Below are 13,801 nucleotides of genomic sequence, written 5' to 3'. Positions count from 1 at the left end.
ACTTTAAGTTAAGGTTACTATTGTCCTTTATTAACTAAACGAATATAATGTTTACATTCTTGTTTAAGGAAAATTTATTCAAGCTGAATATCTCTGACGAATTGGAGAACTCATATTATCGGCTTTTATTATACTTATACGCGTACGGAGTAAATTAGATTTCAAAGTCAAATTTTTTCTGTACTACTGATAATTAACTTTTAAAATAATTTATTGTTATAACACATTTTAATATATAGAATTGAATATTAGATAATAATAATATACAGAGAATATTGTACTAAATTGAATAAGAAGAATTTTATTGTATGATTATTTATAAATAATTAAAGATATAATTATTTGAATGTGGACTTTAAAGACGATCAAGTATTACGAAGGCTTTCTAATTATCTGAGAGGGAATAGGGACTCAGACATAGAAAATTTATTTGAGCAACTAGGTATTATAAGAGACGAGATTGTATTTCTCCAAGCTACATATTCAGTAGAAGCTTCGTATTCAACTGATGGTTATTTTTATTTAAAGAATACGATTGTCGGAATCACTAGAAATTCACACAGGGGATTCAGCTCAACCATTTCAGTCATAGCTTCTAATAACTCATCACTAGTACACCTAAAATACAATTTCCTGCAAAATGGCAAAAGGTTGGGGATCAGAAATCTAACTTTCACGAAGGAAATCGATAGCCAGTACCTAGAGAATTATTTGATTAAAGTCCAATTTGATAGGGAACTCGAGGCTTTTACCCCTTTCGAGCTTGGTCTAGAAACAATAGTCTATAACCCGCTCATGAAAGAAAAGGAAAAATACCTTGACATAATAGAAAACTACTTCAACGGTTACCTTTCATATATAGTATTAAACCTCAAAATTACCCCTGTTTTATCAGCTGACCTAAAATTCTCCTTTAACGGGTTCTCGTTGAAAGAGGCTAAGGAGTGTATTACGGAAAGGCTTGGCAAAAACCTGATCCCCGAGTCATGTGAAGATGAAAAAAAGTATGATAATAAGACTGATTTTTCTACTAAATATGTAAGGTCGAATAAACTATATGCAGTACTATTAAAACTGGCTTAATTCCTATGTTTTTAAGTTAATTTTGTAGCTTTTCACTACTCCATAAGTCTCTAAAGACACGAGCTAATTACTATAAATATAGATATTCTTACATAATACAGACTTATTTAAGGCTATAATACTTTTAGCTCGTTATCGCTTCTACCTTTAGTATTACTTTATAACCTGGTATTACTATTATTTCTCTCAATGAAAGTAATACTCGGGATGCCTGACCTTAGGATACCCATATGGAAACTGGGGACGCCAATTATGATAAACCAGCTTAGAGAAATTGAGCGCACGTGGGATAACGAGACTTGGGTCGATAGCGGCGGGTATCAAATAATGAGAAAAGGTATCAAAATAGACGTTAATGATGTGATAAAGCGTTACAAAAACGTAGGGGGAGATTATTTTATTTCTTTAGACATCCCGACACCCGTCTGTTCCCCTCCGGCTAAAGAGACTTTTGAGTATTACCTAAAACTATATGAGGCTGAAATTGATGTAATCCCAGTAATCCACGCTTACCCTTTGGACTTCATAGATAAAGCCTTAGACTTTTATAATTCTCACCCACCAAAAGTTATAGCCTATGGAGGAGTAGTACCCCCTCTACTCCATCGAGGTATAGGTAGGACTACTATTATAGCCATGTACCACTACCTAAGGAATAAGACTAAAAATTTGCACGTCATGGGCGCAGGGTCCCCGTTCATGAGAAAAGTGTTTTATAACGCGGATAGCGTTGATACGTCAACTTACAGAGTTAAGGGAGCTATGGGGATGGTACTTATACCGGGAAAAGGTGAAAAATACGTGGGTAAAAGAAAAATAAAATGGCACGTTAGGAGTGCCAAAAGTGACGAATTAGAGGAGTTGTTTAAATTCCTCGAAACTACAAACTTCCCATTTGAAGTAAACCTAGATAACTGGATTAATAGGACTTTAATTAACGCGTGGGTAGTCCTGAAGTCCGACTATACAAGGAGGAGACCAGAAATAATAAAAAGCGAAGAAATAGGTAAAATGTCACTTGAACAGATAAGAGATTTAAACGTATGCGGAGAGTTAATTTTACCTTCTTCATCATCACGATAAAGAATTAGATAAATTAGTAAATGGATAATACTCCCAATATTTGGGGATATGGGTTAAAGGTCTTTCACCGCCCTTTACGGTCTCTAATCATATAAATAGAATGAGGTTATCACATCGCATTTAAACCAAGCAATACTAGTACCGTTTAAAAGTATAATATGACAAGTCAACATCTTAATTTATCCGAAATAACCTTTCGTATATTGCAGTATTTATATAGAATTATACTAATTTTAACAGAGAGTATTCCGATTTCAAAGGACGCGTGAAAGACTCAGTTGGGGAGTAATTTGCACAACGTAATGTTAATTAAAATTAAAAGGCAATTCTTATTTAATGTCCAAGAGTGAAGCTGATATCCAGTACGATCTTTTAAAACTAGGCGTCGAAATAAGCAAATTGAAAGATAGAGCTACTAGTATCGTCCATACATATACCCCGAGAACCGATCTAGGGGACGATAAAGAGAATTTACAGCTCCTAAGTGATAAAATAGAGACCCTTGACCTTTTCTCTCTTAAAGGAGATGGCTCCTCAGTGGCATCGGTGGACAGTTCGAGTAGGATGCTGAGAACTACTTTTTTAGATTTAGTTGTAGTGGGGGGAGCACTATATTCTACCGATAGAGACAGATTAATATACCCGTTCGACGTTAGTGGAAGGTATATAGGGGTAGCTTCCTACCTAGAGTTTTTAAGGATATTGCAGAAAGCGCTAAACACTGTTGGGATAGCTACCGCTAACGTAGTTGGCTATGAGTTCGCTGTCGACGAAGTCGAAGTTGAGACAAAAGAAGGTATAAGGCGAGAGAGCCTTTATCATTTAGACGACGTTGCCGATGAACTTAGGCTAGAGGCTGAAAATAACCTGATAAGGCAAGCGACCAAGGAAAAACTCCTAATCTTGGACGGACCGCTTTTCCCTACACCTATTGAGCTTTCCAGCTCGTTCCAGTTTGGGCTGCCTAAAGATAGGGACGTATTAAAGCATTGGGGGAGGATAACACACAGGTGGGCTTATGCTACTTTAATTAAGGAAAGGTTAGACATGATTAAAAGTAGGGATGTAATAGGAGTCGTAAAAAGGCTAGAAAATTCTAGAAAATTGAGACAAATAAGCGGAATAGGAAAATTTATCGGGATAAATAGAGTCCCGGACTTGACAGACGCAGAACTACTTGAACTCATCTCAGAAAAGCAGTGTAATTCCACTATAGGGCTTTGCCTTATAGGGCCTATAAGGATAGTCAGTGAGATAGACGTAAAAAGAGACGACATTGACCAAGTAATCATAAACGCGGAAGACATACCCGAGAGATACGCGTACTATGCCATTCTTAAAATACCTGGCGGGATACAGACCTTCTTCAGGATAGAGGGCTTAAACCTAAGTGTACTAAATAATTCCCTACAAGAGGTATTTAGCGGTATCACAAAGGAAATGTTACCTACTTATATTTCCTTCGTGGATAACTACTCTAAGAAGGTGACCAAGGGGTTGTTTTACCTATCGTTTAACGTGCTAAAAGACTTTATAACATTCCTACACGATACGAAACTTGAGGCATTAAATATTAGCCAAGAGATTAACAGTGGTCTGGTTTGAGGATTAAAGACGCTATAAATAGAGTATTGTGGAGTGAGAAGGATAAGTCCAGTTTCTCTCTGGTAATTAGGGACAGGGAAAAGGGGAGCTCCAACATACCATTTGATGTTATAGAGAGAGTAGACAACACGTACATCTACCTCAAGGATTCGGAAGACGTGATCCCATTACACAGGGTATTGGAGATCAGGAAAGGTAAAGACTTGTACTGGAGCAGGTACCCAAAACCGGACTTATAGTCAGGGTGCTCACGTTTCCGTTATAAATTGTAACGATATTTCGTGAATTAGTATAATTTGTGTACAAATAACTGAATGTTTAATAGATATTCTATTTAATTTAAATTATTCCACTCCCCCCATATCCCTCCTGCTAGCATTTTAGTATTATTTTTATCCTAATGTATAATTGACATAAAGTATTTTAATAAGACAAATAGAAATTGTCATGGATCTGTAAACGACCCGATAATCACATGTAATAGTTTTTTTGCCATCTTTTAGAAATATCTTCTAAATACCTTAGTCTCTCGCTCAGGCTGGGGTGGGTGGATAATAACTTATCCTTTTGCGTAGTACTAATTAGGCTCTGCTTTATAAAGAACAACTGGAATTCAGGGAAATACTTTAGGACGGATGTAGGCAGAGAAGGGGATAGATATGCTATTTTTATGAGAGCATAAGACAAGTACTCAGGTATCCAAGGTGCCATATTAGCCGCTGTAATGTCGGCCTTCTTTTCTAAATACTTGTGCAAGTAGAACATACTCAATATTCCTAAACCCAAGACTGCTAAGCCAAGTGGGAGGAAATAGAACGACACGAAGACGTAAACCATGTTTATCCCTAAGATGTAAAACCATTGGACTTCTGTATCTTTATTTTTTATATGAGCAAACTCATGTGCCAATACTGCTATTATCTCCCTATCGTTCAGACCTTCGATTAGAGGTCTAGTTATAGCCACCGCATTAGAAAATACGTTTCCGAAGGCTATTGCGTTCAAATAACTCGCTTGTATTTCATACACCTTTACCCTCTTCACACCCAATAGAGCTGAAGCATAACTGGTTAACCTTAATAAATTTTCATCTTTTACCTCTCTAATTTTAAAAGCTGTTCTCATAAGGTAGGGCGAAACAAGGTACCAAATAAAAAATGCAACAACTAGTTCGGCGCAAGTATAGATAATTGTTGAGGGTACTATTAGAGATATGACCGTTTCAGTAATAAGCACGACAAGAAAGGACATAAGGTAATATTTCCACCACCACATAGATAGTATATTCATTTCATCGGTTTTATATTCTTATTCGGAGAGTTTTAGAAACTTCATAACATTTTTTTATTTATTATGATTACAACTACGTATTATGCCTTGCAAAGTATTCTACGGGTATAAAGACTTAAACGAACTGTTTAATAAGTATAAAATACTTAGTGACGAGGGGCTTGACTATATTAAGAGGAAATTAGCTTGGGAACTAAACTTCAGACTTGAAAGGACTTACGGTGATGTGATAAGAAAGTTATACTTCACAATCTTCGAGATCGCGTCAATATATAGAGAGCTAAGTTTTAAGAACGCAAACCCTTCCTATACATTACCTTCGGTAATACACTCACTGAACACTACCTTAGAACTCACAGTCTCAGATGGGCAAATAAGGCTGAAGAACCCCTTAGTATTAGATGTTGAAGTCTTAGACCTAATAAAGAGATACGTTGGACTGGAGGTAGACAAGATTTCAGGTAATTCTATTTCAATAGACCTATCCAGATACACCGGCGTAAAAGGCTTAATCCTTGACGCTAAAATGGAGGTAGATAAAGGGATCCTACACACTACGGTAGACTTAAAACTACCCTTGGAGAACAAGGGGTTTAACAGAGAAGTGACTGCTGAGGAACTTAACAAAGTTTTAGTAGTGACTGCACGAGAGACAAACCAAAAGGCTATCGGGATCCACCAGCAACTCACTGAAGTATCCCAATCACTTATTGAAAGTATAGTGGAGCCTATACTCTATGATCTCAGGGACGAGTTCATAAACAGAGAAGGTGTAAGTGATATCGTATATGTGCCATATGCTAGGCCTTTTATACTCAACGCGTCTTTTTCTGCACTAAATAGTGAAGAAGAGGCCCAATTGTTTTCAGAGAAATGTAGGGTTACAATACATAAGTTAAAAAAGGTTGGGGATTTAGATTTAGGGAACGGGCTAAAATTAACAAGGGATGGAAAAGTATTGAGAGATAACGAAGAGGTTAAGGAACCTTCCACTTTATCTTATGCTGTGTTTAAAGCACTTATTTCCAGAGCGAAGAAATCTGTCGTCATTATTGAATATCCCGAGGAATATCAAACCGAAGAGTCAAAGAAGGAGGTATTAGAGGAAATAATAAGGTTATCAGAGAGGGGAAATACAGTATATGTAGTGACTGCTGACAAAGAAGTATTGAATACGCTGGCCGAGAAGATAAACAACTCTTCCTGACTATAACAATAACAGTTTAATATACCTTGTTTTTAAAATTTAATTATGAGTGAAGGAGATACCAATTCCCCTATTAACAAGTTAATAACTGAGGTCAATAATCAGCTTTTACAGTTATATGTGAGGTATACTAAGAGTATAGTACACACGGGCCGATTACTCGGTAAGATATACGGGATCACAGTCTATTTCGAAAACCCTGAATTTGCTGGGAGTGAGAGTACTATCCTTGACCTATATACAATTGCAAAAGATACTAAAGAAGAACTGACAAAGATAAGGGAGGAGCTAGAAGAGTCTAACATAGAACTTCAAAAGATTATGAACGCAGTAAAGGACCTCATAAAAGTAGATGATATAGGGAAGGTTTTCCCTATTTATTTAGCCTTAAAGGACACTGTCAAGATCGTAAGGAACATAATAGACGAGACTATTTCTATAGCAGAAAGCATAAATAACTTAGATAAAGTTAAGGAAAGAGTTATTAAAATAGAAGACTTGCACACGGCAGAAGAGATTAAAGCCTATAGGTTAGGACTAAGACTATTGTCTATGACCGCGGAAGTCAGGGGATTTCAAAAATTAATGGAAACAGTTTATTATTCTCTCTTGTCAACTTCCAGTCTAGGGAAAGATGTAGTGAAAGGCGTAATTACGGACTACATAAAGATCCTTAGGTGGAGCCTCGACTACGTGAAAAAAGCTGAAAAGGATGTCGACGAGATAACTAGGTTAGTAGATAACTTATTACTGGACTTAAAAGGGAGCAAGTACGAAACGTTACTGAGGAGGGTAGAGGAAAAGTATAAGGAGTCGTTCAGTCTGCTCCTAAAGGGCGTTAATGATTATTTACAAGAAGCTAACAGGTTAGGTTATGATGTGGGGCTGGTAAAGAACTAGCTTAATATTGATAAAGATTAGATAACAAAGGTACAAAAATAAGTGCATTTAACTTTGACTGTGTTTATGAATATAATCTATTTTTCTGAGTTTTTATCTATTTAATAGTTTAAACTTTGGAAAAAGTATAAATCACATTTACAATCCTGATATTATTACTCATGCTTGTAGTAGTACCGATTTATTATTTAAATAACGTCGAGTTAATATACTCTACGTTACTCCAGATAAAGAATACCGTTAAAGATACGCGGATCTTAATTATTGACAATACTCCAGACCATACACCATATAATAAATTGAAAGAAATATCTGATTGGTATCTAGAGGCCAAAGAAAATATGGGTCTAGGGTTTGCCTACAATTTGGGGTTATCTCTGGCTAAGCTTACAAATGAAAAATGGTTATTAATTCTAGATCAAGATTCCAGAATAATAGATATATATGAACTAAGAATTTTCATAGAAAAACTATACAGTATGAATTTAGATAATAACGTCGCCATTATATCAATTAATAAAAGATATGGATACTGTAGAAACAGTTTAATTAACAATGATTTTTATGAATGTAAATCTGTTATTAATAGCGGAAGTCTCCTTAATGTAAATATCTGCTGGAGATATAGATATGATGAAAAACTATTAGTAGATAGGATTGATAATGAATATTGCTATAAGCTAAGGAAAAACGGGTATCATATTCTAGCGTATAAAAAACAGATTCTCGCTCATGATATTGGAAGAGGAACATTACAATTTAAAAAGAATTTAAGTAGAATAATACTATTTATAATAAAGTCCTTTGCTATCTTTCACGGCCTGGGAGTGTTCTCAAACAGTCATGAAATTCGATAAGTGTTTGTAATATTATATCAGTTTATTTCTAATATAGTGTATCCCCTTCAAGTAAGCCTCGTTCAAGGGAGTTCTCTCCCTTGAATAAACTACCGGGTACATGACATTCAACAAGGCAAGGCTATACTCAACTATCCCCACGTCCCTATTAACAGCCCTCGTGTCCCTTGCCAACCTAGCCAGGTGGGCCCTACAGTAAGAATGATAACTCTCCACAGTATAAGTATACTCCTTACCCACAACGTGTTTGTCGAGTACTTGGTAAACTGAGTAACCATCAGTGTAGTACACCCTACTCTCGGGTAGGGGGTCCTGGAGGAAGCTGAAAGTCATGTAATCCCTATCACCCGTGATAAAGAAGGGTACACCATCTGCCAACGCGTTCCATATCCACAAGTCTTCCCTCTTTTGCCCATGTCTGACCCACACGTAAGTCCAACTCTCGTCGAGCACTGTAGCTTTTGCCGTGAAACCCTCTAATCGTCCTTGCAAGAGTAGTAGGTAAGCATACGCTTCTACCCCTTTCCTCCTTATAAAGCTGTATATTGTAGTTAACGGTTTCCCTTCGACCCTCGCTATCCCCCTCATGCTCATCCTATTCGTGTATTCTTTCAGTACTCTCTCCTTTTGCTCTTTACTCATCTTGTGGTTTGTCGCTTGGTAGGACGTCTTCCCGCAAGTTTTGCACTTGTATTTTGTTTTTCCCCTAGATGAGCCGTTCTTTACTACTCTGTTTGATTTGCACGAGGGGCACGGTGGTCTTTCTCCTCTCCTCCTCTTTACTCCGAGTTTTTTAGTGTAGTAGTATAGTGTTGATGGTGGTGTCCCTAACTTGGTGACTTGTACTCCTAGTAAGTATGCTGCTATTGCGTATGCAAGGTCTTCCAGCTCGTGTTTTCTCGGCTTAAAATTTAAATTCCTTAAAACTAAGAGTATTAATTGTGCAAGGGTTACGAGGTTCATGTTGTGGATCCCCATAAATCTCGTGACCCTTGCACATAAGTGTTTCTACAGTAATGTTTGCTCTCATTACTTCTAGCTCTTTCCAGCAAGTAGTAATAGAAAGGATAGTTTTTATAAATACTCTATTATTTTTACAAATCCTTATCGAATTTGGTGACTGTTTGAGAACACTCCCTAGATTTCTATTTTTTAAAATCATTGCCTGTATTTATTTTAGCACTTTACGAACAGAGCAACTTAGCAGTTACTTTAAAGTTATTACTAAGAGCAGTTTATTACTCTATAACAGGGGATCTAGAAAAAGATAATAGAAAATTCATTCTAAAAAACAGAAAACTTTAAGTACTGTAATGATTTTACACATTTTACCCCAAAATGCCCCTTGAGATTATAAGTTTCATGATATTCATAGCCCCTTCAGCCCCAACTAAATAACTGACAATACCCCTAAAACCAGCCTCTATCATAGCGTCCTTACTATAACCGTAACCACCCATCCACATCATTACGGATTTAGCAATATCTAGAGCCGTTTGAGGAGAAGTTAACTTCGCCATAGCCACAATTATGTGGGCGTCTCTTAGCCCCTTATCTATCGCCCATGCCGCCTTGTATGTCAAAAGCCTCGCCATTTCTAAGCGGGTATAGAGCTCAGATGCCTCAAACGCTATAGCTTGGAAGTCTTTCAGTTTTTGTCCGAACGCTTCTCTATTCTTTATGTATTCTATTCCTTGGTCTAAAATCGCTCTAGCTGCACCGAGACAGATCCCGGCTACTAGAACCCTTGCGTGATTAAACCCTTCCATGGCGTGGTAAAACCCCCTATTTTCTTCTCCTACTAGGTTACGTAAAGGTACTTCTACGTTGTCATAACTAACGATCGCCGTAGAAATACCCATCCTTCCCATGTTATTTATCTTGGAAACCCTGACATTATCTAGTGTTGCAGGGACATAAATTATGGAAATTCCCTTATGCTTCTCTTTAGGATTAGTCTTTGTTAAGACTAAATGTCCCCCTCCCCACTCCTTAGCTTCTAATGCTCCACTTATATAGACCTTTTGTCCACTTATAACGTAGTGGTCGCCCTCTCTTATTGCTTGTGTCCTTATTGAAGCCACATCACTGCCACCAGTTGGCTCAGTGGACGCTACACCGAGGAAGTGTTCTCCCTCAATAACTTTGGGCAGGACTTCTTGCCTTAGGTCGTTATTTCCTAATTTGTCTAATACGTATCCCCACCCTTCCTCTAAGACGTACATTACGCCGGTAGCCAGGGAAAAATCTGCCCAACCTAATTCTTCCGCTATGACCACAGCAGAGGTCATAGGGAGTTGAAGTCCTCCCACGTCCTTTGAAAATATTGTCCCCCATATCCCCATCTTGCCAGCTTCTCTAACAAAGTCTCTAGGTATTTTTTCTTCTTGGTCAATATTTTTCATTATAGGTCTCAATTTTTTGGCTAAGAACTCATGTATATCTTCTTTTAGTAGTTTTTCTTCCTCCGAAAATTCAAAGTCCATAATATAATATTGTTCTCTTTCCTTTTTATTTTAACGTAATATAGTCAATTAACACTAACGAGTTATTAACAAAATTTCGTCGTCTTTTAGAGAGTCAATAAGTATTGCAAAAATCGAAGCTTGAGGGTATTTTTTATTTAAAGATTTTACTATTTCTTCCCCGTTTATTTGGGGTGACAGTAAAAGGATAATTTCCTCGACATCCTTAGGAATAATCATGGAAAAGAACTTTTCGAAATCAGTTATTAGTTTAGCTGAAATCCGTTTATATGATACCTTGTTAGGATTAACGCCTAATACTTTGAATAGCATTTTATCTTCTCGACTAAATGACTCCATACACCTTAATTGTTGGAATAGTTTAATAAACTTTAGTTAAACGAGTTCCGCTATTAGAAGAGAGGAAAAGTAGATTAATTGGACGTAAAAACAAAAGTCTAATATAAGATAGTTTAACGAGATTATCGGATCACTAAGTTTATATAGATATAAATGAGAATATATCTAACGTATAAGTTACCTACGATAACTCCATAAAATACAGCTTTAACAGCGTTTTTACTATTACATAAATCTGTTTTTAATCTGATTTCGAGTATCATATTTAATAAGCCACCGTTTAGTAATAGTAAGGTTATTACCAATTATCCGTTTTAATTTAGAACAGATCTAAAAGAAAAGTTTATTAATCATGAATTAGTATACTAATACTGTTATTTTTAATAAAAAGAATTTTATGTTACATAATTTAGTAGACTCATAAATTATTAAGTTCAATAGCCCCGGAATCATATACCTTCATCGCTCATATTGATGCTAAAATAAGGCAATCAGAATATTGTTTCAACGACACAAATCTGGTAAAACTTTTTAAATAGAAACACTATTTTACTATTATATGCTAGAGTTTAACAAGAGAAAGAGAGATAAGTATGATATAATCGCCGACATACTATCTGCGTGCAAAGAAGACGGAATAAATAAAACAAGGCTAATGTATTCAGCTGGTATAACGTATGAAGTAGCTAAAAAGTACCTACCAGAACTAGAAACTAAGGGATATATAGCAAGAAAAGATAACGTATATTATTTAACCCAAAAAGGCAAAGAAGCATTAGAGGTACTTCAACAAATAAAAGCAAAGAAAAATGAACTAAAGAATTTAGTAGATAAATTTAAGAAAATAGAAGTTAAATCTAAACAGTAAAATCACGGCTTTTTTAGTACTTCATTGAGACAATATTTGAAATTAAATCAGAATTATATTACATAAAACACTTTTTTTATTCTTCCAATTTTATCACAATAATAAATATTTATATGAACAAGGTTTTTCATTTCTAACAATTTTTCCTCTCTCTTCTTTTGGATGATTATTATCTTTTTAAATTTTAAGACCTTTCCCCTAAACACTTGTTCCCTCAACCTTATTTTTACGCTGAGTTAGCTCATAAAATATTGCCACTCTTAGAATTTGATCAAAATATAAAGCTTTAATTTTAAAAACTACAACTAAAAATTAGCATTAAATTCTTTATATATTTTGTTAAAAGTTCAGAATGCTGGCCTGATCTCATCATTCGAAAATCGGTCAAGGTCATCATCAACCACCTATTAACAACGGGGTTAGTAAAATTTCTTCCCACCTATTAAGATACTCTCTATAGTACTCTAGATCAGAACCACTATAACCCAGATCAGCGTCATAAAAACCGTTCCCTCCTCTCAGGAGGGCTTTATCCTTAATCCTGACCACTAAGTCCTTAGGCTCTATTTCCCTCATTACTCCCTCTTTCATCAGTTCAATTTCCACGACCTTTTCTCTAGCCTCCTCGCAAGTCTCTGCTTCAGACAATATATCTACAGCGTTTCGCAGGAACTTCTTTACTACGTTAGGCAAGTTCTCCCTTATCAACCCCTTTACCTTCACCTTAGAATCAGGGTAACGGGCCACATACCTCGTAGGGACCCCATACCCCCTGCTCTGCGTAAGCAGGACCCAACTGTACTTCTCTGCCTTTACCTTAAAGCCTAAACTCTCCTCAACCTTACGGGAAACATCAACGTTACCCTGATAAAATACAGAGTCTACGATAGCGTGGAGTACCTTTCCCCCGCTCTCTTGCACTATTTTCATAGCCTCTCTCATGTTCCTCCTCGAAAAATAGGTGACCAGCTCATAAGCCTCTATCCTCCCAAACCTGGAGTGCCTATAGCCTAAGTAACCGAAGGAAGCGACGAGCACCCATTTTACAGCTTCAGCCCTCTCCTCATCTACATCCTTTAACATCTCCTTCCTTTTCACTATCTCCTCTAGTGCTTCAGGTACTACCCCCTTCCTTTTAAGACAAATAGAGTGGCCTATTTCGGTCTTTATGTCGTCGCACTCGTCAATAGTCTCAGGGGAGATATTATACTTTATTATTATTGAAGGGTAGAAGGAAGAAAAGTCCATCTGGTAGACGTTATTATAACAGCCTGGCTTAGGTATCAGGATCAGGCCCCCCTTATCAGCCTTAGCCAGTTGGTCTAAAGTCTTAGGCTTTTCTACGTTAACTTTGATATGGGGCACCAAGTACTTCCTCTTAAGGGCTTTTATAGCTACATTTGTAGTGACGACTTTACCTATTTTGCCATACCTTATTTCTCTGAGGAGTGTCTTTGAAAGCTTGCTCCACTCCATCAACCCCCTAGCCCTCAGGAACGCCCTAGACAAGTCGACCTTGACCGTAACCTTCTTAAACCCGTTACACGTGTCACCCATACACTCAGCGATGTCTACGAATTCATCAAACTCGAACTCTTTGACGTACCCAGAGTCTACTTCCTCTCCGTTAATATACAGCTTGTACTTTTCCCCTTTTTCACTTAGGCCGTACCAACTATACGTTTCCACAGTAGCTATTTTTAACTCAGGCATTGATAGGGAACCCTCTTGCTCAGCTAGAGCAACCTTACCGTTGTCTACGGAGATCAGGTGCATAGGGTAGGCCTTCAGTCTCAGCAGTGTCTGTGTCAGTATTGAGGGGTATGTGTTCACCCTTAAGGCCCTCAGTTTCCTCTCAGCCCTTTTTACCACGTCTTCATAATAGGACAAGTCATTGAGCTCTACACGGTATACTTTGCCCTTGTTCTTATAGTCAGGAGGAAAATACCATTCCTCCTCTTCTACCTTTTCCACAGCAGGGTGCTCCAGCAACGAGTACGGGGTGTCTGTTATAAGGTAGACGGGGAAGGTAGTCTTGACCTCAGTAGTAACCCCTTTCTCAAATGTCAACCTCACTTTACTC

At 37.1% G+C, this 13,801-nt stretch carries 13 protein-coding genes; 8 read left to right on the top strand and 5 right to left on the bottom strand.

The window, feature by feature from the left end; all coding sequences use genetic code 11:
• Positions 1-348 precede the first annotated feature (348 nt).
• The 4 genes from KN1_RS13710 to KN1_RS13695 all read left to right on the top strand — a co-directional run bounded on the left by KN1_RS13710 (position 349) and on the right by KN1_RS13695 (position 4,010).
• Positions 349-1,083: a hypothetical protein gene (locus tag KN1_RS13710; protein WP_221288252.1), complete on the top strand. Its 735-nt coding sequence runs from the start codon at positions 349-351 to the stop codon at positions 1,081-1,083.
• A gap of 189 nt (positions 1,084-1,272) precedes the next feature.
• The gene (locus tag KN1_RS13705) at positions 1,273-2,166 is read left to right on the top strand and encodes a tRNA guanosine transglycosylase family protein (protein ID WP_221288250.1); all 894 of its coding nucleotides are present in this window, start codon (positions 1,273-1,275) and stop codon (positions 2,164-2,166) included.
• A gap of 336 nt (positions 2,167-2,502) precedes the next feature.
• Entirely contained in the window at positions 2,503-3,771 is a 1,269-nt protein-coding gene (locus KN1_RS13700; RefSeq protein ID WP_221288248.1) for a DNA double-strand break repair nuclease NurA, read from the top strand.
• Positions 3,768-4,010, top strand: coding sequence for a DUF504 domain-containing protein (locus KN1_RS13695; RefSeq protein ID WP_221288246.1), 243 nt, complete (start codon positions 3,768-3,770; stop codon positions 4,008-4,010). Before KN1_RS13700 ends, KN1_RS13695 begins: the two co-directional genes overlap by 4 nt.
• A 232-nt stretch (positions 4,011-4,242) precedes the next feature.
• On the opposite strand, the gene KN1_RS13690 is transcribed toward KN1_RS13695, so the two are convergent.
• Positions 4,243-5,046 carry a M56 family metallopeptidase gene (locus KN1_RS13690; protein WP_221288244.1) on the bottom strand — a complete coding sequence of 268 codons (804 nt, stop codon included), beginning with the start codon at positions 5,044-5,046 and terminating at the stop codon, positions 4,243-4,245.
• Positions 5,047-5,143: 97 nt separating this feature from the next.
• On the opposite strand from KN1_RS13690, the gene KN1_RS13685 reads away from it, so the two are divergent.
• The 3 genes from KN1_RS13685 to KN1_RS13675 all read left to right on the top strand — a co-directional run bounded on the left by KN1_RS13685 (position 5,144) and on the right by KN1_RS13675 (position 8,025).
• Positions 5,144-6,268, top strand: coding sequence for a hypothetical protein (locus tag KN1_RS13685; protein ID WP_221288243.1), 1,125 nt, complete (start codon positions 5,144-5,146; stop codon positions 6,266-6,268).
• Positions 6,269-6,313: 45 nt separating this feature from the next.
• Positions 6,314-7,168, top strand: a complete 855-nt coding sequence (locus KN1_RS13680; RefSeq protein ID WP_221288241.1) for a hypothetical protein — start codon at positions 6,314-6,316, stop codon at positions 7,166-7,168.
• A 161-nt stretch (positions 7,169-7,329) separates the two neighbouring features.
• On the top strand, positions 7,330-8,025 hold the full coding sequence (locus KN1_RS13675; RefSeq protein ID WP_221288239.1) for a glycosyltransferase family protein: 696 nt from the start codon (positions 7,330-7,332) through the stop codon (positions 8,023-8,025).
• Between the two features lie 12 nt (positions 8,026-8,037).
• On the opposite strand, the gene KN1_RS13670 is transcribed toward KN1_RS13675, so the two are convergent.
• From KN1_RS13670 to KN1_RS13660, 3 genes are all read right to left on the bottom strand, one after another.
• Positions 8,038-9,003: an IS1 family transposase gene (locus KN1_RS13670; protein WP_221288237.1), complete on the bottom strand. Its 966-nt coding sequence runs from the start codon at positions 9,001-9,003 to the stop codon at positions 8,038-8,040.
• A gap of 350 nt (positions 9,004-9,353) precedes the next feature.
• A complete protein-coding gene (locus tag KN1_RS13665; protein WP_221288235.1) occupies positions 9,354-10,511 on the bottom strand; it encodes an acyl-CoA dehydrogenase family protein in 1,158 nt (385 codons plus the stop codon).
• A gap of 54 nt (positions 10,512-10,565) precedes the next feature.
• The gene (locus tag KN1_RS13660) at positions 10,566-10,850 is read right to left on the bottom strand and encodes a DUF4898 domain-containing protein (protein WP_221288233.1); all 285 of its coding nucleotides are present in this window, start codon (positions 10,848-10,850) and stop codon (positions 10,566-10,568) included.
• 559 nt (positions 10,851-11,409) lie between these two features.
• Between KN1_RS13660 and KN1_RS13655 the strand changes: the two genes are divergently transcribed.
• Positions 11,410-11,718, top strand: a complete 309-nt coding sequence (locus tag KN1_RS13655; protein WP_221288231.1) for a winged helix-turn-helix domain-containing protein — start codon at positions 11,410-11,412, stop codon at positions 11,716-11,718.
• A 396-nt stretch (positions 11,719-12,114) separates the two neighbouring features.
• On the opposite strand, the gene KN1_RS13650 is transcribed toward KN1_RS13655, so the two are convergent.
• A complete protein-coding gene (locus KN1_RS13650; RefSeq protein ID WP_225905711.1) occupies positions 12,115-13,794 on the bottom strand; it encodes a DNA polymerase domain-containing protein in 1,680 nt (559 codons plus the stop codon).
• Positions 13,795-13,801 lie beyond the last annotated feature (7 nt).

It is taken from the genome of Stygiolobus caldivivus (assembly GCF_019704315.1).
Classification (GTDB): Archaea; Thermoproteota; Thermoprotei_A; order Sulfolobales; family Sulfolobaceae; genus Stygiolobus; species Stygiolobus caldivivus.
This window is presented reverse-complemented; position numbering and strand designations above follow the sequence as displayed.